The organism is uncultured Caballeronia sp., assembly GCF_964243625.1.
Lineage (GTDB): Bacteria > Pseudomonadota > Gammaproteobacteria > Burkholderiales > Burkholderiaceae > Caballeronia.
This window is the reverse complement of sequence record NZ_CAXTGZ010000021.1, coordinates 1-23906: the sequence shown is the minus strand read 5'-3', so window position 1 is coordinate 23906 and position 23906 is coordinate 1. Positions and strand designations below refer to the sequence as shown.

Genomic DNA, 23906 nt, shown 5'->3' with positions numbered 1-23906 from the left:
GTGTTGCCGCCTATACGCCGTATCGGTTGGCCGACGCCGCAACACGAGATGCGCGTGCTCGCTTTCGTGGTCTGCGGAAGCGCCGCTCGCGCCTCGCGTGGCCAACAACGCGCAGCGCCTAGCGTCTTCAAGCATCTGGCCTCGAGATGAGTTCCCGACGCATTTGAGCAATGACGCTCGACCAGTCTCGACCCGGCCGGGGCTGACGGAAGAGCCGGGCGCTTGGATACAAGGCTGACGTTTCACTTTTTGTCATCCAGCGCCAGTCAGTTCCGAAGTGAGGCAACATGATCCAGACCGGCTTGCCCAGGGCCCCCGCGAGATGGGCGACCGCGGTATCGACCGTGATAATCAAATCGAGCTGGTTGATTAGTGCCGCTGTATTTGCAAAGTCGTGGAGCTCGCCGCTCAGATCGACAAGTTCTCCGCGACCGTCTGCCTCGCGCGCATCACTTTCACCTTCGCCTTTTTGCAAACTGAAGAAATGAACTGCTTTGATTGAGCTCAATTCCAACAAGAGTTTGAAGTCGACCAGCGACGCTGAACGATTGATATCGTTCTTTAACTGCTTGCTTCCTTTCCAGACCAATCCAATTTTAAGCAGCGTATCGCTTTGTGGAATAACGCCGGTTTTTATGATTGGCGCGCGCAGATATGGATTAACGGTTTCCGGAATTGTGCTGACTGCTGTATGAAAACGGTACGGCAGACTCATTGAGAGCACCCAGTAATCGTGACGATTTACCGACATGCCAGGAGATAACGGAAGAAAATCAATCTCTCCAATGCTCGCGAACAGGCTAACCAGCGTGGGCTTGCAGGCCCACGTAACCTTGCTTGCGCCGGCCGCGGCGAGCGAAGCTGCGTAACGGACCGTCTGGATTTCGTCGCCCAGCCCTTGTTCGCCAATGACCAGAATCGATTTGCCGACTAAATTTTCTCCGCGCCATGGTGGAAACGGCAACTCCGGTGCATTGACGGGACGTGCATCCCACCGCTTCGAAAAGCGGGCTTCATGCAAGGGCCACCCTTCGTCAAAGCGACCTTGTGCAAGCAGGTTGACCGACAGGTTGTAACTTACCCAGTCGGCTGATTCGTCAAACTCAAGCGCGCGCCGATACCACTTCTCCGCCTCAGCAAGATTGGATAAACGGCTTTCGATCAATCCAATATGGCCAAGCGTTGTCACGTCTGTCTTGTTGCGTGCAAACGCCTTGCGGAACAGCTTTTCAGCGGCTTCAATATCGCCCTGATCCAGCGTCAATCGACCAAGGTTGTTCAACAAGCCAACGTCGTTCGGTGTGATTTTCAGCGCCGCCTCGAACCGGTCACGGGCTTCAGCGGACCTCTTTAACTGCGCTAGCAAGACGCCATAGTTGGTCAATGCCGCAATTGATTGCTTGTTAATTTCCAGGATTGCTTTGTACTGTTCTTCGGCTAACGCATAGTCACCGCGCTGGTGCGCTGTAAAAGCGGCGTGAAGCGTGTGTTGTTCGTCTTGCATAATTCAAGTTGAAATCAAAATATCGATTAATTAATTTAACAAATCACGCGCTCAATAAATATAGAGACCGATGCTACCACGGCTGATTTATCGAAGGTTTTTAAAAACACGAATGAATTTGAGATAATCGGGCGGGTTGACAGGAGAAATGTAAATTGCAAGCTTCGCTGGCCGCGTTATCCCCGCAGGAACGGGCGTCTGCCCCTGAAAGAGTTCGTTCCAGGTAACTCTTGCAGGCAAATTTTCGTCTTTTTTACGAAGATGTTTTATCGATTGCTGGGTTCTTTGTGAAGCCGAAAGCCCCTAGGATCGGGTTCACACCTTGCAGCCTGAAGCTGAAAACCTTTGAAGGAACTAATCCATGAAAGCCATTGCCCTGACCCGTTACCTGCCGATTTCCAACCCCGAATCGCTAATGGACGTCGAAATCGACAAACCCGCGCCAACCGGACGCGACCTGCTGGTAAAGGTCGAAGCGATCGGCGTGAATCCTGTCGATACCAAAGTCCGCGCGCCGAAGGACAAGGTCGAGGAGTCGCCGCGCGTGCTCGGCTGGGATGCAGCGGGCACAGTCGAGGCGGTCGGCCCGGACGTCACGCTGTTCAAAGTGGGCGACCCTGTGTTTTACGCGGGCAGCATTACGCGGCCGGGTACGAACAGCGAGTTTCATCTCGTCGATGAACGCATCGTCGGCAAAAAACCGGCATCGCTTGATTTTTCGCATGCCGCTGCGTTGCCGCTCACCACGATCACCGCGTGGGAAGCGTTGTTCGACCGGCTAGGGGTATCGGCAGAAGGGAAGGACGCGGGCAAGTCAGTGCTGGTCGTGGGCGGCGCGGGCGGTGTGGGTTCCATCGGGATTCAGCTCGCGAAGAAAGTGGCGAAACTGAGGGTGATCGCGACCGCGTCGCGGCCGGAATCGGCGAAATGGGCGACCGAGCTGGGCGCGGATCATATCGTCGATCACTTCGGCGACATGCCGAAGCAATTGAAGGACGCGGGTTTTGAGCAGGTCGATTACGTGCTGATCTTCAACGATACCGACAAGCATTTCCCCGCGGCTGCCGAGGTCATCGCCCCGCAAGGCGGGATTTGCACGATCGTCGAAAACAGCATGCCGATTGCGGTCGAATTGCTGAAGGCGAAGAGTGCCGCGTTCCATTGGGAATTCATGTTCACGCGCGCTATGTTCGGCACGCCCGACATGATCGAGCAGCACAAACTGCTCACCGAAGTGGCGCGACTGATCGACGCAGGCACGATCAAGACGACGTTGGGCCGTGATCTCGGCAAGATCAACGCAGCGAACTTGCGCGAGGCGCATCGCCTTCTGGAAGAAGGGCGTGCGATCGGCAAGCTGGTGATGACAGGGTTCTGATTCGCCGTCTGAACTGATCTGCCATTGCGTTGCACGCTGCGCGCGCCGCGGGTTTCCCATGAGAAGCCCGCGGCGCGCGTCGCGCTAGACTGGACGCGCCTCGCGCGCGGTCCGAGCCTCCTCGGCGCCGTCGTGTTCATCTCGCGTGACGGCTGCAAACGGAGGGCAACGCATGATCGATCGTTCGGGTTTCGCTCAGTTTTGCCGGCCTGCGGGTACGGCATTCGCGCTGTGCTTTTGTATGGTGTCGGCGCATGCAACGCCCGGCATCAAGGTGATGTCCGAAGTCGCCAACGACGGCCCGATCAAATACACGGTCAAGATGGCGTCCAAGGCGTGGGGTAACGAACAGGAAACACGCACGATCCGCTCCGGCCAGACCGATGACTTCACCTGGCAGAGCAAACCTCCCGGCGGCGCGCAAAACGTGCCGGACGCCTGTCCGGACGTGGGTTCCATCCGCAACGCCAGCGGCGTCACGGTGCGCCAGGTGAAGATCCGCTTTGCGGCGGTGATTGCGAGCAACGGTGACGCCGATGTCCAGATGAATTTCCAGGGCCACACGCCGCGTGCCGCGACGGCGGTTACTGTAGCCGGCAAAAAACTGCAATGTCCCACCGATAATTCCTTTAGCCAGATGACGCATTTCACGATGCCGACCGGTGGCGCCGAAAAATCGGTGACGCTCAGCGACGGTACGAAGCTCACCGTGAGCGCAAGCCGCAAGTAAAACCACGGCGCCACGGCGCTTTCCCATCTGGCACGTTTTCTGCGAAGCGTTGACGGTCCGCGCCCGCTGGCGCGGGCCAAAACCGTCAACCGCAACGTCGATAAACCGCTCGTCGGAAGGTCAAGCACGATGCCACACATGATCTGGAAAGGCGCGATCAGCTTCGGGCTGGTCCACGTCCCCGTGCAGCTCTATCCGGCCACGCAGTCGGAGAAAGTGGGCTTCAACCTGCTCGATAAACGCTCGATGGATCCCATCGGCTACAAGCAGTTCAACAAGAACACCGGCAAGGACGTGACGCGCGACAACATCGTGCGCGGTTTCGAGTACGAGAAGGGCAAATACGTCGTGATGAGCGACGCCGAAATCCGCTCGGCCAATCCAGAATCGACGCAAACCGTCGATATCCTCGCGTTCGTCGAAGCGCCCGACATCTCGTTTCTGTCGCTGGACACCCCGTATTACCTTGCGCCCGACCGCAAGGGCGAAAAGGTCTACGCGCTTTTGCGCGACGCGCTGAAACAATCGGGGAAGGTCGGTATCGCGAGCGTGGTGCTGCATAACAAGCAGCATCTGGCCGCGCTGATTCCGGTTGGTCCGGCTCTCGCGCTCAACACCTTGCGCTGGGCCGACGAAGTGCGCGATTTCGACCAGTTCAAGCTGCCCGATGAAGACCCGAAGAAAGCCGGCGTTACGCCGAAAGAACTGGAGATGGCGCAGCGCCTGATAGACGACATGAGCGATTCGTGGAATCCGCACGACTACCACGATACGTTCCGCGAAGACATCATGGCGCTCGTCGAAAAGAAGGTGAAGGAAGGGCACACGGAGGAAGTGTCCGAGGTCGAGGAAGGCAAGCCGCGGAAGTCATCGGCGGAGATTCTGGATTTGTCGGAGTTGCTTAAACGCAGCCTGAAGAAGGGCAAGCCCGCGGCGAAGCGCGGCGCCAAAGCGGCCGCTGACCAAGGCGACGACGCGGCTGACACCGAAGAACCGGCCGCCGCCGCGAAACCGGCGCGCAAGACGGCTACGCGCCGCAAGCGCGCTTAAAGCACGCAACCGTCAAGCGGACCCGCCGATGGCTGGAAAACTCGAAACCTATCAGCGCATGCGGCGTTTCAACCAGACGCCGGAACCCTCCGGCGACGCTGCTGAAAAAGCGAAAGCCCGACGCGCATCGAAAAAGGCTCAGGCGAGCGAGCTTTCGTTCGTCATTCAGGAGCACGACGCACGCCGGCTTCACTACGATTTCCGGCTCGAACTCGACGGCACGCTGAAGTCGTGGGCCGTGCCGAAGGGGCCGAGCCTGGATCCATCGGTTAAACGGCTTGCCGTGCATGTCGAGGACCATCCGATCGATTACGGTTCCTTCGAAGGCGCGATCCCCGAAGGCAATTACGGCGCGGGCAGCGTAATCGTCTGGGATCGCGGGACGTGGGAGCCGCAAAGCGGGAGTATCGATGAAGCGCGCGCCACGTATGAAAAGGGCAAGCTCAAGTTCGTGCTTCATGGCGACAAGCTGCAGGGCGGCTGGACGCTCGTGCGCAGCCATATGCGCGGCAATGGCGACAAAGAACAGTGGTTGCTGATCAAGGAACGCGACGACGAAGCCCGCAACGAAGCCGACTACGATGTTTTGCTCAAGAAGCCCGGCAGTGTGATGAGCGATTCGCTTGGCGCGCGCACGAAAAGCGGTGAGGTGCGCGAGCGCGCCGAGCGCAAGAGCGCAGCGAAGACGACGAAAGCGGCGCCATCCCCAAAGCGGCCTGCCGTCAAGGACAAGGGAACGAGTCCCGAGCGGCCGCGGCCGGACATCGTCGCGAACCGCAGCGCTGAATCGCTGCGCACCCTCGCCGATAATCCCGCCATCCAGGACGCGGTCAAGGCGAAACTCCCCGCCGCCATGAAACCGCAACTTGCGACGCTCGTGGACGCGTCGCCATTGAGCGATGACTGGACGTACGAGATCAAGTTCGATGGATATCGGATCATGATCCGCATAGACCGCGAGGGCGGTGCAAAGCCAAAGGCAGCGCAAGCGCAATTCTTTACGCGCAACGGCCACGACTGGACCGACAAGTTCAGCCGTCAGGTCAAGGCGCTCGACAAGCTCGATGTACAGAACGCATGGCTTGACGGCGAAGCCGTCGTGCTGGACGACAACGATCTGCCGAATTTCCAGAAGCTGCAGAACGCCTTCGATACAAACCGTCCGCAAGACATCGCGATCTATTTCTTCGATATCCCTTTTCTGAATGGTTACGACCTGCGCAACGTGCCGCTGATCCAGCGCCGGGCGATCCTGCAAGCGCTGCTGGAACCGCTGGACGACGACGTACTGCGCTTTTCGGCGGACTTCGAATTCGGCGCGGACGATCTGTTGAAAAGTGCGTGCGACATGGCGCTGGAAGGAATCATCGGCAAGCGTCGCGACAGCACTTATACGTCTGGGCGCAGCAATAGCTGGATCAAGCTGAAATGCAGGCGGCGGCAGGAGTTCGTGGTCGGCGGATACTCGGAGCCGACTGGCAGCCGTGGTGAGTTCGGCGCCTTGCTGCTTGGCGTTTACGATGCAAAAGGCAAGCTGCAATACGCTGGCCGCGTGGGCAGCGGCTTCAACGCTGGAACCCTGCGCGATATCAAGAAGCAACTCGATAAACGCGAGATTCAAAAGATGCCGTTTGCGTCGGCGCCAAAAGAGCGCAGCCGTACGCCGGTGCATTGGGTCACGCCGGAGCTCGTCGCCGAGTGCAACTTTGCCGAGTGGACGTCTGAGCGGATTGTCCGGCAGGCATCGTTCGTCAGTTTGAGAACCGATAAACCCGCGAAAGAGATCGTGAAGGAAGAGCCGAAATCGACGAAGGAGGTCGCAGTGAACGACGAAAACGAAGTCGCAGCGGCGCCCGCGAAAAAATCGGCGGCGAAGTCGGTGAGCAAAACCAACGCCGTCGCCAAGAAAGCCCCGGCCAAGAAAGCCCCAGCCAAGAAAGCCCCAGCCAAGAAAGCCGCCGCGAAAAAAACCGCCGGCGCTGAACTGGTCGCCGGCGTGAAGATCAGCCATCCGGAGCGCGTGCTCGATCCATCGACGGGTGTCAGCAAGCTCGACCTTGCCCTCTACTACGAAGCCGTGGCGCCCTGGATGTTGCCGCATCTGAAGGACCGTCCCGTGTCGCTGGTTCGAGCACCAGGGGATATCGGCGGGGAGCTGTTTTTTCAAAAGCACAGCGAAAAACTCACGATCCCGAACGTGAAACAGCATCCGGGTATCGATCCTGGACACCCGGCGCTCATCACGATAGAAAACGCCGGCGCGCTCGTCGGCGCGGCGCAGATGGGCACCATTGAAATGCACACGTGGAACGCGCTTGCGGCGAAGCTGGAGAAACCTGACCGCATGGTCTTCGACCTCGATCCCGGCGAAGGACTCGGCTGGGACCGCATGAAGGAAGCCGCGCGTCTCACGCGCGAACTGCTGGAAGAACTCGGCCTCGCCTCCTTTTGCAAGACGAGCGGCGGCAAGGGCTTGCACGTAGTCGTACCGCTCACGCCGCAAGCCGGATGGGATGAAGTGAAGGGTTTCTCGCAAGCCGTCGCGCAGCACATGGCCGGCGCGTTGCCAAAATATTTCTCGGCGAAGATGGGCAAGCAGAATCGTCAGGACAAGATCTTCGTCGATTACCTGCGCAATAACCGCGGCTCAAGCACGGTCGCCGCATACTCATTGCGCGCACGGCGGGGAATGGGGGCGTCGGTGCCGATCGGCTGGGATGAACTCGATGCCACCACGGCCGGCGATCAATGGAACATCGGCAATCTACATGAGCGGCTGGACGAACTCGACGCCGACCCATGGGCCGAGTACTGGAAGACGAAACAACGCATCTCCGCTGCCATGAAAAAGCGGCTCGATATCAAATAAACCGCCCGGAGGTTGCAATGACGCAGCAAGGCAAGACATCCCACGACGAAGCCACGCGAGCCGGTCCGACTGACGACGGCCGCGAACTGGAAAGCAAGCGCGCGGTCGATACGACCGCGCCGCTTCCGCATGAAACCGATGAAAGCCCGGCCTCGCAAGATGATCGCGAGCCGCGCAAGGTCGGGGAACAGGCGCATGAGGATCTGGAGCGGGGACTCGAAGATACGGATCGCCGTGGCGGCGCAGACTATCAGGAGCGGACGCAAACCGACGAGCACGCGAACGCGAACAGCCCTCGCAAGCCCTGATCCGCGATAACGTAATCGCTGCCCGTGGTCAACAAAGCGCCTCTTGCGTAGAATGGGCGCGCGGTATCGAAAATTGACGCGACAGCGCGTGAGTCAAGCTGGTAAAGGCGCTCGCGGGAGTTCGCTGCAGTTATTCCTACCTTTTTGCAGGTGGCAAAAATTGATTTTCGGTAATCGTTGCCGATATCCTTGCGCACGCCGGCCGGCCTTGCATCGGCAACGAGGTGTCCGCTAAAAAGCTGCGGATCTCATGCATCGTCGTAATGCGACGTGGGCCAATGCGCCGCAACCCCGTGGAAAACCATGAACGGACCATGCAATACGAACTTCTGTCCCTTCTGAAGACTGCAACCGCCGAGAGTCATACGCGGCTTGAAAACGAACTGGACCTGATGCGCCCCGAATGGCCGCGTGAAGACTATGTCGCGCTGCTCGACGGCTTTTATGGCTATGTTGCGCCGTGGGAAGACCTGGCTGCGCGGTCCGTGCCTGCGCACTTGCGCCAATTCTTTGAAGCACGCCGGAAGGCAGCGCTTCTCGAAGCTGACCTGTCGTTTCTCACCGGCAACCCCGCCCGCGCGCAAACAGCACCTTCAGTGGACCATTTGCCTGCGATGAACACCATTGGCCGTGTGTTCGGTTCCATGTATGTCATGGAAGGCTCGACGCTCGGCGGACGTTTCATCGCGCCGCACGTGGCCAAGCTCTTCAGCCTGGATACCGGCTTGGGCAACGCGTACTTCGACGGTTACGGCCCGCGAACCGGCAGCATGTGGAATGCGTTTCGCGAAACGGCGAGCGGTGAAGTGCCGCGTGACCAATACGATGCTGCGCTCGAGGCTGCGATTGCCACATTCGACGGACTGCACGACTGGCTCGGCGCGGTTCGCGCAGATTCGGGGGCAACGGCATGAGCAGTGGGTCCGAGCCAACGCCGGGCGTTGATGCGACAGCGCGCGCGGCGGTCAGCGACATCGCATATTCTTCTTCATTGCCTGACATGAAGGCGCGCCAGCTCACATTAGCAGCCGGCGCTGCCAATGCGCAATGCGACGCCGAGCCCATCCATATCCCCGGTGGCATCCAGCCGCATGGCTATCTGCTGTGTCTGTCCGACACATTGACGATCCTGCAGGCGAGCGAAAATCTTGCAGTGCTTGCAAAGCGGCCTGTCGAGCAGCTACTGGGCGAACCGGTCGATGTACTGCTCGGCATAACTGCCGCAGAACAGATCGCCCATGCCGTGGCGAGCGCCGAGCTGGATGAGACGCCGCTTTACATCGGCGTGGTGGAAAACGTGCTTTATCTGCCGGCGGCATCGGCACAGGAACGACCGATTGCATCCGTCGATGGACCCGAGTTCGATATCACCATCCACCGGCATGACGGCAACCTGATCGTCGAACTCGAAATCGCGCGGCATTCGAACTCGGATGTCTTTGCATCCATGTATCCGCTCGTGCGCACCTTCACACGCAGCCTGCAGGATGTGGAGACCGTGACCGAGCTGGCGGAACTCGCCGTCCAGGAAGTGCGCCGGATGACCGGTTTTGGCCGCGTGCTTCTCTACAATTTCGACGAAGAAGGCCGCAGCCACGTGCTGGCCGAAAGCAAGGACGACAGCTACGTGTCGTTCCTGAACCAGACATTTCCCGCCTCGGATATCCCGCGTCAGGCGCGTGCGCTCTACGTCAAGCAGCGCGTGCGGCTGGTCGCTGACGTCGATGCCAAACCCGTGCGGATCGTGCCGCCGGTCAGCCCTGTCACAGGCCGCCCGCCCGACCTGACTTACACCTCGCTGCGCAGCTTCTCGCCCATTCATCTCGAATACATGCGCAACATGGGCACGTACGCGTCCATGTCGGTGTCGCTTATCGTGCGCGGCAAGCTGTGGGGCCTGATTTCCTGCCACGACCACGACGCGCAGCTCGTACCGTTCGAAGTGCGCATGGCGATCGAGCATCTTGGGCAGCTTGTGTCGCTGCAGATCGAGGCGAAGGAAGAGCGCGCCGAGGCCGCTTACCTGCAAAGCTTGCGCAGCACGATGTCACGTCTGATCGCGAGGCTTTCCGAGCACGAGGATTACCGTGTGGCCCTGGAATCGTCACCCGACGATCTGTTGTGTTTCGCCGGCTCGCGGGGCGCGGCCATTGTCGCGGACGGCAAGGTGACGCTGATCGGTTTCACGCCCGACGCCGATACCGTGCTCGCACTCGCACAATGGCTCGAATCGAGCACGAAGGGCGTTTATGCAACCGACGCACTGCCTGAAGAGTGGCCGCGCGCATCCCGTCATATCGATACGGCAAGCGGCATTCTCGCCGTGCCCATCTCGCAGATTTTTCGCAATTACGTGATCTGGTTCCGGCCCGAAACCGCGCGCACGATCAAATGGGCGGGCGAGCCGGTCAAGCGTGTATCGAGTCAGGACGGCAGCGTCGCGCCGCGCAAGGACTTTGCGCCATGGCTCGAAATCGTGCGCAACCGGTCTTTGCGCTGGCGGCCGGTGGAACTTGAAATAGCGGCTGAATTCCGTGCATCGATGCTTAACATCGTATTGCGCCGGGCCGAAGAACTCGCGGAACTCGCAAGCGAACTGAGCCGCGCGAACAAGGAACTCGAAGCGTTTTCGTATTCCGTTTCCCACGATCTGCGCGCGCCGCTGCGCCACATTGCCGGGTACGGCGACCTGCTGCGCGAGACCGAGGGCGAGACGCTATCGGAGCGCAGCAAGCGCTTTCTCACCAATATGCTGGATTCGGCGCGGCTTGCGGGCGTGCTCGTGGATGATCTGCTGACGTTCTCGCAAATGGGCCGTGCGGCGTTGCGGCCGGTACAGGTCGACTTGAATCAGCTCGTTCAGTCGGTGGTCCAGGAATTCGGCACGGAAACCGCAAACCGGAAGGTCGAATGGATCATTCCGGAGTTGCCGAGTGTCACGGGCGACCCGGCGTTCCTGCAGATCGCGCTGCGCAACCTGTTCTCGAACGCCGTGAAATACACGCGTACGCGGGAATCGGCGAGAATCGAATTGTCGGTCAATTCGACGACCGACGAATACATCGTGAGCGTGCGGGATAACGGCGTCGGCTTCAATATGAAGTACGTGAACAAGCTGTTCGGGGTGTTCCAGCGGCTGCACCGTGCGGAAGAATTCGACGGCACCGGAATCGGGCTTGCGAATGTGCGCCGGATCATCGAGCGGCACGACGGCCGGACGTGGGCCGAAGGGCGCGAAGGCGAAGGGGCCGCGTTCCATTTCTCGCTGCCAAAGGTGTTCAGGACCGATTCCGTAGATGCCGACGGCAGGCGGCGCAAGTCTCGCACGGCGCCGTCGTCCGGTTGAAACGCACCCAGGAAGCACCCGCTCAAAATCAGTCAATTACCAGACCATGCTGAAACCCATATTGCTTGTCGAAGACAATCCCAGCGACCTAGAACTGACGCTCGTCGCGCTCGATAAAAGCCAGCTCGCCAACGAGGTGATCGTGGCGCGCGACGGCCAGGAAGCGATCGATTACCTGCGCTGCGAGGGCGAATGGAACACGCGTAACCCCGGTAATCCGGCGGTCATACTGCTTGACCTGAAGCTGCCGAAAATCGACGGCCTGGAAGTGCTCGAGACCATTCGCGCGAGCGAGGTACTCAAGGCGATTCCCGTCGTCATGCTGACTTCGTCGCGTGAAGAACAGGACCTCGTTCGCAGCTACGCGCTTGGCGTGAACGCCTATGTGGTCAAGCCGGTCGAGTTCAATGAGTTCGTCGAGGCCATTGCGGATCTCGGGGTGTTCTGGGCCGTGCTGAACGAGCCGCCGCCCGGGTCCATGCGGGTACGCCGTCAGCCGGCTTCGGAATGAACCATAAGCACAATCTTGTGCGCCCGGCGCCTTGCTGCGCGCGCCGGTTCGCCTGAGCTCCCAGACCATGCAGCCTTTGCACCTGCTTCTCGTAGAAGACAACGCGCTCGACGCGGAACTGACCTTGAGCCAGCTGGAGCGCGCCGACTATGAGGTCGACGTACAGATTGTCTATACCGAACAGGATTTCATCGCGGCGCTGGACACCACCGAGTTCGATGTCATCCTTGCCGACTTTGTCATGCCGGTTTTCTCCGGCGTGGAAGCGCTCGCGATCGCGCGTGAACGCGTGCCGCAGACGCCATTCATTTTTGTGTCCGGCGTGCTCGGCGAGGAACATGCGGTCGACATGCTCAAGCGCGGCGCCACCGACTACGTGCTCAAGCAGCGGCTGCAGCGCTTGCCCGCGGTCGTGCGCCGTGCGCTGACGGAAAGCACCGAACGCCAGCAACGCATTGCGGTTGAACGCGCGTTGCGGGAGACGGAGACGCATTTCCGGCTGCTCGTCGATGCACTCAAGGACTACGCCGTCATCACGCTCGATCAGGAGGGCCGGATACGGACGTGGAATGCGGCATCGGAACGCATTTTGGGATTTACGGCACATGACGTGATCGGCCGCTCGGCCGAAGTATTCTACGGCCAGGAAGATCGTGACGCCGATGTCTTTGCCGCGGAACTGGCGATCGCGCGTGCCGAAGGTAGTGGAAGCGCCGACCGGTGGTTATGGCGCAAGGACGGGCGCTCGTTTTTTGCATCGGGCGTGACAACGGCCATCCGCGCGGATAACGGCGACCTGATCGGCTATTCGACGATCATCCGCGATGTCACCGAAGAACACATGGCCGCCGACGCCCTGCGCGTTGCGAAGGAGCAGGCCGAGACCGCGAACCGCGCGAAGGACCACTTCCTCGCCGTGCTGTCGCATGAATTGCGCACGCCTTTGACGCCGATCGTGGCTGCCGTCCGGCTGCTCGAGATGCGTCATACGCTGCCGGCCGAAGCCCAGCCCACGCTCGAGTTGATCCGGCGCAACGTGGAACTGGAAGCGCGCCTGATCGACGATCTGCTCGATCTGACCAGCATTGCGCGCGGCAAGTTATCGCTGAATTTTGCGAACGTGGTGCTCGAGACTTTGATGTCGAGCGCGCTCGATATGTCCGAGTCCGATCTGCGCGGCAAGGGCCTGACGCTCGAAACCACGCTGGGCGCGAGCTCGACGCTGGTTTTCGGCGATGCCGCCAGGCTGCAGCAAATCGTCTGGAACCTGATGAAGAACGCGGTGAAATTTACGCCCGCGGGTGGACATATCGCGGTGCGGACGTGGAATCCGGACACATCGACGATTGCGATTTCGGTGACCGACAGCGGCATCGGCATCAGCGCCGAAGCGTTGCCGCGCATTTTCTCGGCTTTCGAGCAAGCCGATGATTCCATCACGCGCGCGTTCGGCGGACTTGGACTGGGGCTTGCCATTGCAAGCACGCTGGCGTTGAAGCATGGCGGCACGCTGACCGCCCAGAGCGACGGACGCGACAAGGGCGCGCGCTTCACGCTGACCTTGCCGCTCGTCAAGTCCGGCGCTGAAGACGAGGCGTCGCCGAGCGCCACTCAGGACCCCGATGAAATAGTGCGGTCGCTAAAGGTGTTGCTGGTCGAGGACAACGAATACACGTCGTCGGCGATGGCGCAGGTCCTGGAAGTGCTCGGGCATCAGGTCGCCGTCGCGACGACCGTGACTGAAGCGCTGTTGTTCGCGCGATCGGATGTGTTCGATCTGCTCGTCAGCGATATCGGTTTGCCGGATGGCAGCGGGCTCGACGTCGCGCGCGCCTGGACCGAGCTGCAGCCCGGCAAGCCGTCGGTTGCGATCACGGGTTATGGCATGGACGAGGATATCCGCCGATGCCGCGAAGCCGGTTTCCTCGATCACCTGACCAAGCCGGTGAATTTTGCGCGGCTCGAGTCGCTGATTCATACGTTCGCGCGGCGGCCGGGCGCTTAGCTGCCTTATTTAGCTGCCTTATTTAGCTGCCTTATTTAGCTGCCTTATTTGCGTCTGGTTTTCCTCTCGACCAGTTTCGATGCCATGAACCGGTGCTCGGCGGAAAACAATCGCCGGTACGTCATCAATACAGCGCCGACCGTTCCCAGCGCCGACGAAGCCGCGATGAAAAACATGATCACGATCTGATACCGCACCGCCTGCAACGGCGATTGTCCGGCCAGCACCTGTCCCGTCATCATCCCGGGCAGACTGACCAGGCCGACCACGGTCATCTGGTTCAACGTCGGGATCATGCCCGCGCGCACCGCCTGCCGCGCGGGACCCTGCGCCGCTTCCCAGCGCGTGGCGCCCAGTGCAAGCGACATCTCCACCACGCCGCGTCCCGAGGTCAGTTCCTCCGTCATCCGCTCGATCCCGAGCGACACGCCCGTGAGCGTATTGCCGAGGATCATCCCGAGGATTGGAATCGCGTATTGCGGTTCGTACCACGGATGAATGCGGATCACGACAAACAATCCGACAGCCGCCACGAGCCACGAACTCACCCAGATCGACACGATGCTGTCTGCCCGCTGCCCGGCATAGGTCCGCCGTCCACGATTCGATGCCGACAATCCCGCGATCAGCGTCATCAACGCCATCAAAGGCAGGACGACATACCAGCGCGCGAACTGGAACACCCAGCCGAGCACATAGCCGATCGCCAGCAACTGCACGACGGTTCGCACCGCCGCCCACGCCAGCTTGCGTTCGAGATCGAGCTTCAACATCACCGACAACACGCCGTTCACCACGATCAGCGCGGCCGCAATGCCGATATCGAAAAGACTTAGCGTCTGGTAGCCGCTCATGCCAGGACTCCGGCAGTCATCACGAGCTGGCGTTCGCCCACGCGTTGCGCCTGGGCCGGATCGTGCGATATCCAGATGCTCGCGCGCGCGCCATGGCCTTCGGCGAACCATGCACCGACCAGCGCTTCGATCTCCAGCGCCGAAGCAGGGTCGAGCGAAGCCGTGGGTTCATCGAGGAGAAGGATGTCCGGGTCGACCTGCAGCACGCGGATCAGCGCGGCAATCTGCGCTTCGCCGCCCGAAAGGTCGCTTGCGCGTTTGTCGAGGAAACCAGTGCTGCGGCCGGCGTGGTTCGCAAGCTCGACAACGCGCTCGCGATCGAACCGGACATCGCGATAAACCTTCAGCGAAAACGGATAGCGCAGATTGTCTTCGACGCTGCCATCGAGCATGGCGGGGCGTTGCGCGATGTAGGCCACCCGGCGTCGGTACGAAGGAATTTCGCCGCGCGCGATCGGCTGGCCGCGCCACTGGATCGTGCCGTCGTCGATGGGATCGAGCAGCGCCAACGCCCGCAAGAACACGCTTTTGCCCGATCCGGATGGCCCCGTGATTACCGCTCGCTCGCCGGCTGCAAGGGTGAAGCTGGTCGGATGAAGCAGGGTGACGCTGCGGGCTGGGTCCTGGCGCGTGAGCGCGACGGTGCGAAGCATTGGTGAATTTGCGTGTGTAGGCATCGAGCTGACGGCAGGGATTGTTGTTTGAGCGCAATCATAAGCCACCGATAAGGCATGGAAACGCCGGGCACGCGACGTGCTGACCCCGTTATTCAACAGAAAAAACGAGGATGCCGCGATGGCAATTGGCCGGAAAATCGGAAAAATAGTCGGTTGGATCATTGCGGTTCTGATCGTGCTGATCGTCGTGGCGGTGATCGTGTTCCTCACCTTCGACTGGAATCGCGCGCGGCCATGGGTTGACGACAAGGTCTCGCAGGCCATTGGCCGGGAGTTCCAGATTACCGGCGACCTGAAGGTCGGATGGCAGCGTCCGCCCAATGAAACCGGATGGCGCCGATGGGTTCCATGGCCCCGTTTTTCTGCTGAAAAAATCACGGTCGCCAATCCGGACTGGACGAAACAAAAGTACTTTGCGACGCTCGACGAGATCGACTTTCAGGTCGAGATCCTGCCGTTGCTCGCACGCAATATCGTGATTCCATCGATCAACCTGGTGAACCCCTCGGTCGATCTCGAACGCCTGAAAGATAACCGCAATAACTGGACGTTCAAGTTCAAGCAATCCACAGAGCCATCCACGTGGAACTTGCAGCTTCATGACATCGCGCTAAATAAAGGCAATATCGCTTATGCCGACGAAATCACGAAAGCCGATATGCAGGCAGTCGTCAATACGCTCGGCCAGATGATTCCTATCGGCGATGTGATGAAGCAGCAGGAAGCGGCGTCGCAGAAGTCATCGGCCGAACAGGTCGGCAAGAGTGGCGCGAACAAGCTCAACCAGCAAGTCGATAAAGCCGCGGCATCGGAAGCGGCGGCGGCATCGGCGGCTTCTGCCGCGGCCGCGGCCAACGCGAGCGCGCCGAATCCGGCGAGCGTCTCCGCCAGCAACAGCATCACGACCAAGAACGCGCCGAAACCGCCTGTGCCGCCTTATGGCATTGGCTGGTCGGTCAAGGGCAAGTACAACAATGTGGCAGTGTCCGGCCACGGCAAGGTAGGCGGCGTGTTCGCATTGCAGGACTCCACGCGGCCGTTCCCGGTGCAGGCGGATGTTCGTATTGGCGACACGCATATTGCGTTTGTCGGGACGGTGACCGACCCCGCGCATCTGGGCGCGCTCGATCTGCGGCTCTGGTTGCAGGGTGTGAGTCTCGATCACCTTTATCCGATTGTTGGCGTGACGCTGCCGACCACGCCGCCGTATGCGACCGAAGGACGGCTCGTCGGCCAGTTCCGCGAGGACGGCAACGTCTTCAAGTACGAGAACTTCACCGGCCGCGTCGGCGGCAGCGACCTGAACGGCTCGCTGACGTTCGTCGGGCGCAAACCTCGGCCGTTGCTCTCGGGCGAGCTTGTATCGAACCTGCTGCAGTTCTCGGATCTGGCACCGATCATCGGCGCCGATTCCAACGCCAGCAAAGCCAAGCGCGGAGAGACGGAGAAACAGCCGTCGGCCAAGGCATTGCCTGCCGAAGAGTTCAAGACCGACCGATGGAAGGCCGTCGATGCCGACGTGAAGTTCACCGGCCGCAAGATCGTCAAGGACCCGGCGCTGCCAATTTCGGACCTTTACACGCATGTCGTGATGAAGGATGGCGTGCTGTCGTTCGAGCCGCTGAAGTTCGGCGTGGCGGGCGGGACGTTGTCATCGGATATTCACCTCGATGGCAGCACGACGCCGCTCAAGGGCCGCTTCTCGACCTCGGCGCGGCATTTGAAGCTCAAGCAGCTTCTGCCGACCGTCAAGACCATGCAGTCCGCCTTGGGCGAAGTGAACGGCGACGCCGCGTTGTCCGCGACCGGCAATTCCCCGGCTGCGCTCGCCGGCACGATGAACGGCGAAGTGAAGACGCTCATCACCGATGGCACCGTCAGCCGCCTGTACATGGAAGCGGCCGGCTTGAACGTGGCGAATGCGGTGTACGAGAAGCTTTTTGGCAAACGCGACGTGAAGATCAACTGCGCTGCCGCCGATTTCGTGGCGACGAACGGCGTGCTTGAATCGCGCGTGTTCGCTCTCGATACCGACGACGCCGTCATCAACATGGACGGCACGATCAACCTCAAGACCGAGGAGATGAATCTTGGCATTCATCCGCACACGAAGGGCTTCCGGGTGTTTTCGCTACGCTCGCCGCTCTACGTGAAGGGGACATTCAAGGACCCGCACGTGGGCGTGGATGCCGGTGCGCTGGCCGCGCGTGGCGCGGCGGCGGTCGGGCTCGGATTGATCAATCCGTTTGCCGCACTGATTCCGTTGATTGCGCCGAGCAACAACCAGCCGCTGCCGTGCACGCAAATGCTGGCTGACATGCGCAAGGCGCCGTCGGCCCCGCCGCCCGGGCAGAAGCAAGTGGCGAAAGGTGCGCCCGGATATATGGAGCCGGGGGTGTCGAACCCGGCTGCGGCGTCGGCTCCCGGTGCGGCGGCTGCGAAAGGCAAAGCCAAGGCTCAGCCGGTAGCGCCTTCACCGGCAAGTGCGGCGGCTTATCGGGGGAGTTGATTTTGCTGGTTTAGGTTAACGTACGTAAAACGGCAAATGCGCATCAAAATGCGCACTTGCCGTTTTCACATCTAAAAAGCGCAAGATAACGCGCAATTTCAAGTTATGGCGTCGCAGGCATATCAAAACATGTCAATGCGTAAAATAATGCTCAAAAAATTAATAAAGCCTATAATTGAGCATCATGACGCGCAAAAAATCCGATCCTATCAGTAATTCAGAGCGAGTCGCCGCTGAGCTCAGAAAGCTCCGGCGTGAGCTTCGTATGAATCAGCAGACGCTCGCCGACCGCGCAGGCGTGTCGCGGCGAACGATCACGAACGCGGAGACCGCGCAGAACGTCGGTCTTCATGAGTTCTGCCGAATGGCGAACGCGCTGGGTTACGACCTGACCTTGCGTCCGAAAGATACCGTGGTCTACGAGGACCTCGATTTCTTTTTCCGGGAGGAGGAATGAACACGCCTGCTTCCACTTTCGACATCGAAAAGCTTTTCGACAAAATCCGTCAACTCGATGTCCACACGCCCGAGGGCATCGCCGGATTGCTGGCGAAGGAAAGCACGTTTGTCTTCAATTACGGCGACGTCGAGCCAAGCGCGGCTGTCTCGCTGACCATGCCCGTTCGCCGCAAGAGTTACAGCAGCGGCGCGTTGATGAGCGTCTTCGCCATGAACCGGCCGGAAGGCTATCTGCGTTACATCATCGAAGAAAGACTGGCGCGCTTTGGCACGCCGAGCGACATGTTCCTGTTGTTTCTCGCCGGCCGGAACCAGATCGGACGGCTGACCTATGCGCTGCGCGGCGAAGCGGTGCCCGAAGGCGAGGGCGAGCAGCTCGACGAATTGCTGTCTTCGCCTTCGGGGCAACTGTTCGAGCGGCTCGTGAGCAAGTACGCGCTCGGGTCTGGTATCTCGGGCGTGCAACCCAAGACGGTCGTGCCGCTGCTTCCGGCGCCGGCCGAGCCTGCTACCGTCGATTCACACGCTGCATTGCCGCTCAAGACGGTGATCGTGAAAGCGGAGGGTGACGACTATCCAGGCATCGCGCGCAACGAGTTCCTTTGCATGTCGGTGGCGCGGGAAGCGGGCTTCGAAGTGCCGGACTTCTGGCTGTCCGACGACGGTCTTCTGTTTGTCATGGCCCGGTTCGACCGCACGCCGGACGGCGCGGCGCTCGGTTTCGAGGACATGAGCGTGCTGACGGGCAACGAGAAGTATCGCGGCAGTTACGAGATGATCGCGCGTGCAGTGGAGGTGTACACGGGTGCGGATTTCCGCGCACAGGCCATGCGGCTGTTCGAGCGTGTGGCGTTGTCGTGCTTTCTGCGTGACGGAGATGCCCACATGAAGAACATAGGCCTGCTGTACTCGGATCCAACCGGACCGCGCCGCCTTTCGCCTATTTACGATGTCGTCTGTACGGGCATCTATCCGTCGCTCGATGGCCGCATGGCGCTGAACCTGAACAAGTCCAAGGTGTTCCCGGTGCCCGAACAGCTCTTGGCTTACGGTGAACGCCTGGGCCTGAAACGCGGCGAGGCGGAAGCAGTGCTGTTGCGCATCGATACCGCTTTCGACGCCGTCGCCGACCATCTTGCCGCCGACGAACGATATTTAGCCGATGACCTCCTTTCCCGCATTCGTGGCGAGGTTCGTCGAACGGGCCCGTTGCCGGTTACCAATCCGAAAAGACCCGCCGGTGGTTTTCGCTGAGCGCTGGCCGCCATGCCAAAAGCGCGCATTGAGTCAAACGTGTTAATTCGTGCTGCATCAGCAGCTTAGGTTTCAGGTCCCGCACTTATCAACAAGCCTGCCCACAATTTTTGGGGATAACTTGCCTGCGGTGACACGGATCGCCTGAAGCAGGCAAACGTGTATCAAAACCAGTCGCAGCTCGATTCCCAATTCGAATCAGAGGCTTACAGACATAAGCTCATGCTTGTCCACAGGGCCATCAACAGTTTGTGTGCACAAGTCGATGAACCGTCGACACGCCAACCACACGCTTTGATCGCTTTGAAGCGGTGGCTGAAAACCGTTTGCTATCAATGTCGTTCGGCGCTTGTCAGAACGTTTTCAACAGGGTGCTCCCCAATTTCTGTGCAGAAGTTTTGTCGAGCTCGTGCACGCAATCTTTGCCGGGAAACAGCCGCAGCCGGGCGCCATTAGCAGATAACAGACAGATCTACGCATTAATCCGCTAGCCATTTTGTTTTCCGTCTTAAAATTGCGCCGACGTTCCTTGTCCGTCGCCTCCGCGCGCCCGTCCCCACCATTACTGAAAAGGTTCATGCGTGAAGCAGTTGACCATTCGAAACCGGATTCTTGCGAGCTTCGGCGTGATCCTGGCGTTGATGCTGGTGATGGCCGTGGTGTCGTACGCGTTGTTCAGCGACATCGATCGTGACGCGCATAGCCAGGAAGTCGATTCCTCACCGGGCGTTTATCTCGCGACGACGATCCGCGCGTCGTGGTTCGAGAACTACACGGTGACGCAGCGGTTGATCTACATCGATACCGAGCCCGATCAGATCAAGCGCGACACGCAGCGTGCAGCAGAGACGAAGGACTCGCTGGACAAGCTGATGGACAAATACGCAGCCACGATCTTCGACGACGAGGACCGTCGCCTCTTCAACAATTTCAAGCAGCAACGCACGCTCTACGCGCCGGTCCAGGGGCAGATCCTCGATGACCTGGCGGTATCGAAGGCTACGGCCGCAACGGCGTTCAACACCCAGCTCACGCCGATCTGGGAAGCGGGCAGGACCGCGATCCGCGAGCTGGTCGAGCTGAACAATTCACAACAGATCAGGTCGGCGCAGAGCATTCGCCAGTCGGTCACGAAAGCTGAAATCACGCTGCTGGTCGTGCTTCTCGTGACGTTCGTGGTGGCGGCTTGGGCGGGCTTCCTGTTGCTCAAGGCCATCACCATTCCCATGCAGCGCCTGGTCGAAGTGGTCGATGCCATGCGTACCGGCGATCTTTCGCAGCGCCTGCACCTTGAGCGCGGGGATGAATTCGGCACGCTCGGCACGGGTTTCAACCGCATGACCGATGAACTCACGGGTCTCGTCGGACAGGCGCAGAAGTCGGCGGTGCAGGTGACCACGTCCGTGGCGGAAATTGCCGCGACTGCGCGCGAACAGCAAGCCACGGCGAGCGAAACGGCGGCCACGACCACGGAGATCGGCGCGACATCGCGGGAAATCTTTGCGACGTCCCGCGATCTCGTGCGCACGATGAACGAGGTCTCCGGCGTCGCCGAACAGTCGGCGCAACTCGCCGGCACGGGTCAGATCGGCTTGACGCGCATGGAAGACACCATGCGCCTGGTAATGGAAGCGGCCGGCTCGGTGAACGGCAAGCTGGCGATCCTGAACGAGCGCGCGAGCAACATCAACCAAGTGGTCGCCACCATCACGAAGGTCGCCGACCAGACCAATTTGCTGTCGCTGAACGCGGCGATCGAAGCGGAGAAGGCGGGCGAATACGGGCGCGGTTTCGCGGTCGTTGCGACCGAGATCCGCCGGCTTGCGGATCAGACGGCGGTTGCAACCTTCGATATCGAACAGATGGTGAAGGAGATCCAGTCGGCGGTCGCCGCCGGCGTGATGGGCATGGACAAGTTCTCCGAAGAAGTGCGGCGCGGCATGACCGACGTACAACAGGTCGGCGGCCAGTTGTCGCAGATCATCCAGCAGGTGCAGACGCTCGCGCCACGTTTCGTGATGGTCAACGAAGGCATGCAGACGCAGGCGACGGGCGCCGACCAGATCACGCAGGCGCTCGCGCAACTGTCCGAGGCCGCGCAGCAGACGGCTGAGTCGCTGCGGCAGTCGACGCAAGCCATCGACGACCTCACGCACACCGCCAACGGCCTGCGCACGGGTGTGTCGCGCTTCAAGGTCGCGACGGTCTGACGGACCGAATAATCATGCTCTTCGTCCAGTTCACGCTCGATCAAGACCGCTACGTTCTCGACAGTTCGCAGATCGAGCGGATGTTGCCGCTCGCGCCGCTGAAGACCATGCCGGGCGTGCCCGCGTGGGTGGCCGGCATTTTCGAGTACGAGGGCGCACCGGTGCCGGTCATCGATCTGGCGGCGCTCGCGCTCGGGCGGCATTCACATGACCGGCTTTCGACGCGGCTTGCGCTGGTGTATTACCCGCACAAAAGCGGCGCGGACGTCGAAATGCGCCGGCTGGGCATCCTGCTGGAACGCGCGACCCGCACGATCTCCTTTGATGCAAGCGCGTTCAGCCCCGCAGGTATTGAAGCGGCGGATGCGCGCTACCTCGGGCCGCTTGCACGCGACGCGGAAGGACTCGTGCAGTGGGTCCGGATCGAACATCTATTGCCCGAGCACGTGCAGGCGCAACTTTTCACCGAGAGCGCGGCATGAAGCACGACTTCATCTCCGTTCAGACGCGCCGCGCGCTCGATGCGCTGCATGAAAGCGTGCGCGAACCGCTCCCCCGTGCGCAGATCCTGCGCTTTGCGGCGTTGCTGCATAAAACGATCGGGCTGGATGCGGCGTCTATCGGCGACAAAGCGATCGAGCGGGCCGTGGCCGATCGTTATGCCGCGTGGCGTGCGGCGAGCGCCGTGAAATTCCCGGCGGCCGGCATCGAAGATTTCTGGATTGCGGTGAGCGGTGCGCCGGAGCAGTTGCAGGCGCTGATCGAGGCGGTGGTCGTGCCCGAGACGTGGTTTTTCCGCGATAGCGAGGCATTCAACGCGCTCGTGACCCTCGCACGCGCACGGCTCGCCGAACAGCCGTTCAAGCCGGTGCGTATCCTCTGCATGCCGTGCTCGACCGGCGAGGAGGCGTACACCATCGCCATGGCCATGCTCGACGCGGGGATTGCGCCCGAGCGTTTCACCATCGATGCCATCGATATCAGCAATCACGCCCTCACCATCGCTCGCGAGGCGCGATACGGCAGCAATGCATTCCGCAGCCGGGCGCTCGGCTTTCGCGAGCGCCATTTCAAGCCGTCGGGCGACCACTGGCGTCTTTCCGCCGATGTCACCGAACGCGTGCGTTTTCGGCAGGCAAACTTGCTGACGCTCGAAACCCAGGCATTCGAGCCGTTCGATTTCGTGTTCTGCCGCAACGTCCTGATCTACTTCGATCGGGAAATGCAACGCACCGCCGTGCGCGTGCTGGACGATCTGCTTGCGCCTCGCGCGACCCTGTTCGTCGGGCCGGCGGAAACCGGGCTGATGATGCGTGAGGGAATGACATCGGCGAAACTCGCGCTGGCGTTCGCGTTCCGGCGGCCTGAGAACGGCCGGCCATCGTTTGACGATACCCGCCTGAAAGACGCGAAGACGCGGGCGCTGTATTCGGCAATCGCGAAAGCGGAAGAGGAGATGGGCTTTTCGGCGCGCCAAGCCGCGCCACGGGCTGTCTTGGCAAGCGCGAATCTGGCTGCAGCGAATGTGTTTGCATCGCAAGCCGGGTCATTGTTGAGCGGCCTGCAGCCGAACGCACGTCCTTTTGCATCGGTGCCCGCAGCGAAGACCGCAGCGCCGGCGGCATTTGTCCACGCGGCCGCGAGACCGGCGCCGGACGGGCAGGGCACGCTCGACCAGGCACACGCGCTCGCCAACAGCGGGTCCTTGTCCGAAGCCGCCGCTCTTGCCCGTGGGTTCCTCGAGACCCATCCGTCGAGCGCAGACGCGTATTACCTGCTGGGCGTCATTGCCGATGCTCAGGGCGCGCAAACCGAGGCGCGCGGTCATTACAAACGTGCGCTGTATCTCGATCCCGAGCATGGCGAAGCGTTGACGCATCTCGCAGCGGTGTTGGGACTGGAGGGCGATCGTGCGGGCGCGCAATTGCTGCTGGCTCGTGCGGCGCGGGCGAGTCATCCGGGTCGTGCTTCGGGAGGACGCGATGAGTGAAGTCCACGACGCGCCCCAGACAGTGCTCATCGATGATTGCTGGAACCGGATCGGCGTGCGTGGCGACGGCTCGTGTCCACGTCTTGCCGGCTACATCCATTGCCGCAATTGCCCCGTGCACGATGCCGCGGCTGCGCTCGTGCTCGACCGTGAGCACGCCGTCGATTCGATCGGCGAACGCCAGCCGCTGAATTCGCTGGCCGACCGTACCGCGCGTGAAGCCGATACCACGTCATGGCTCGTGTTCCGCAT

Annotated in this window: 18 protein-coding genes and 1 pseudogene; 16 read left to right on the top strand and 3 right to left on the bottom strand. The window is 60.7% G+C overall.

What is annotated here, in order from left to right:
- Positions 1 to 127: 127 nt before the first annotated feature.
- Positions 128 to 1504 (bottom strand): tetratricopeptide repeat protein, encoded by a 1377-nt coding sequence (locus tag ACFFAR_RS02775; RefSeq protein ID WP_174362643.1) that lies wholly within the window; start codon positions 1502 to 1504, stop codon positions 128 to 130.
- A 361-nt stretch (positions 1505 to 1865) separates the two neighbouring features.
- On the opposite strand from ACFFAR_RS02775, the gene ACFFAR_RS02770 reads away from it, so the two are divergent.
- The 9 genes from ACFFAR_RS02770 (at position 1866) to ACFFAR_RS02730 (ending at position 13701) form a co-directional block, all read left to right on the top strand.
- Positions 1866 to 2882, top strand: coding sequence for a zinc-binding alcohol dehydrogenase family protein (locus tag ACFFAR_RS02770; protein WP_062170012.1), 1017 nt, complete (start codon positions 1866 to 1868; stop codon positions 2880 to 2882).
- A gap of 172 nt (positions 2883 to 3054) precedes the next feature.
- Positions 3055 to 3612, top strand: a complete 558-nt coding sequence (locus tag ACFFAR_RS02765; protein ID WP_231941243.1) for a DUF6013 family protein — start codon at positions 3055 to 3057, stop codon at positions 3610 to 3612.
- 129 nt (positions 3613 to 3741) lie between these two features.
- Complete coding sequence (locus tag ACFFAR_RS02760; RefSeq protein WP_062170011.1) at positions 3742 to 4662, top strand: Ku protein; 921 nt, start codon at positions 3742 to 3744, stop codon at positions 4660 to 4662.
- A gap of 28 nt (positions 4663 to 4690) precedes the next feature.
- The gene (gene ligD / locus ACFFAR_RS02755) at positions 4691 to 7531 is read left to right on the top strand and encodes a DNA ligase D (protein WP_174362644.1); all 2841 of its coding nucleotides are present in this window, start codon (positions 4691 to 4693) and stop codon (positions 7529 to 7531) included.
- Between the two features lie 17 nt (positions 7532 to 7548).
- Positions 7549 to 7839, top strand: a complete 291-nt coding sequence (locus ACFFAR_RS02750) for a hypothetical protein (protein WP_375507490.1) — start codon at positions 7549 to 7551, stop codon at positions 7837 to 7839.
- 314 nt (positions 7840 to 8153) lie between these two features.
- A complete protein-coding gene (locus ACFFAR_RS02745) occupies positions 8154 to 8753 on the top strand; it encodes a biliverdin-producing heme oxygenase (protein WP_174362645.1) in 600 nt (199 codons plus the stop codon).
- Positions 8750 to 11185 (top strand): ATP-binding protein, encoded by a 2436-nt coding sequence (locus ACFFAR_RS02740; RefSeq protein ID WP_174362646.1) that lies wholly within the window; start codon positions 8750 to 8752, stop codon positions 11183 to 11185. Before ACFFAR_RS02745 ends, ACFFAR_RS02740 begins: the two co-directional genes overlap by 4 nt.
- A 46-nt stretch (positions 11186 to 11231) precedes the next feature.
- Complete coding sequence (locus ACFFAR_RS02735; RefSeq protein ID WP_062000860.1) at positions 11232 to 11696, top strand: response regulator; 465 nt, start codon at positions 11232 to 11234, stop codon at positions 11694 to 11696.
- Between the two features lie 67 nt (positions 11697 to 11763).
- The gene (locus tag ACFFAR_RS02730; RefSeq protein WP_174362647.1) at positions 11764 to 13701 is read left to right on the top strand and encodes a response regulator; all 1938 of its coding nucleotides are present in this window, start codon (positions 11764 to 11766) and stop codon (positions 13699 to 13701) included.
- A 44-nt stretch (positions 13702 to 13745) separates the two neighbouring features.
- On the opposite strand, the gene ACFFAR_RS02725 is transcribed toward ACFFAR_RS02730, so the two are convergent.
- A complete protein-coding gene (locus ACFFAR_RS02725) occupies positions 13746 to 14555 on the bottom strand; it encodes an ABC transporter permease (RefSeq protein WP_075359533.1) in 810 nt (269 codons plus the stop codon).
- Positions 14552 to 15208: an ATP-binding cassette domain-containing protein gene (locus ACFFAR_RS02720; protein WP_375507489.1), complete on the bottom strand. Its 657-nt coding sequence runs from the start codon at positions 15206 to 15208 to the stop codon at positions 14552 to 14554. The genes ACFFAR_RS02725 and ACFFAR_RS02720 overlap by 4 nt, the downstream gene beginning before the upstream one ends.
- 142 nt (positions 15209 to 15350) lie before the next feature.
- On the opposite strand from ACFFAR_RS02720, the gene ACFFAR_RS02715 reads away from it, so the two are divergent.
- The 7 genes and pseudogenes from ACFFAR_RS02715 to ACFFAR_RS02685 all read left to right on the top strand — a co-directional run.
- Complete coding sequence (locus tag ACFFAR_RS02715; RefSeq protein ID WP_174363088.1) at positions 15351 to 17741, top strand: AsmA family protein; 2391 nt, start codon at positions 15351 to 15353, stop codon at positions 17739 to 17741.
- 184 nt (positions 17742 to 17925) lie between these two features.
- Positions 17926 to 18198: a helix-turn-helix domain-containing protein gene (locus ACFFAR_RS02710; protein WP_061999500.1), complete on the top strand. Its 273-nt coding sequence runs from the start codon at positions 17926 to 17928 to the stop codon at positions 18196 to 18198.
- Entirely contained in the window at positions 18195 to 19454 is a 1260-nt protein-coding gene (locus tag ACFFAR_RS02705) for a HipA domain-containing protein (RefSeq protein ID WP_174363087.1), read from the top strand. Before ACFFAR_RS02710 ends, ACFFAR_RS02705 begins: the two co-directional genes overlap by 4 nt.
- Before the next feature lie 581 nt (positions 19455 to 20035).
- The gene (locus ACFFAR_RS02700; RefSeq protein WP_375507488.1) at positions 20036 to 21664 is read left to right on the top strand and encodes a methyl-accepting chemotaxis protein; all 1629 of its coding nucleotides are present in this window, start codon (positions 20036 to 20038) and stop codon (positions 21662 to 21664) included.
- Between the two features lie 14 nt (positions 21665 to 21678).
- Positions 21679 to 22146, top strand: a complete 468-nt coding sequence (locus ACFFAR_RS02695; RefSeq protein ID WP_061999497.1) for a chemotaxis protein CheW — start codon at positions 21679 to 21681, stop codon at positions 22144 to 22146.
- Positions 22143 to 23654 carry a CheR family methyltransferase gene (locus ACFFAR_RS02690; protein WP_174363086.1) on the top strand — a complete coding sequence of 504 codons (1512 nt, stop codon included), beginning with the start codon at positions 22143 to 22145 and terminating at the stop codon, positions 23652 to 23654. The genes ACFFAR_RS02695 and ACFFAR_RS02690 overlap by 4 nt, the downstream gene beginning before the upstream one ends.
- Positions 23647 to 23906, top strand: a pseudogene (locus tag ACFFAR_RS02685) (chemotaxis protein CheW); the annotation flags it as partial. The gene ACFFAR_RS02690 and the pseudogene ACFFAR_RS02685, both read left to right, overlap by 8 nt.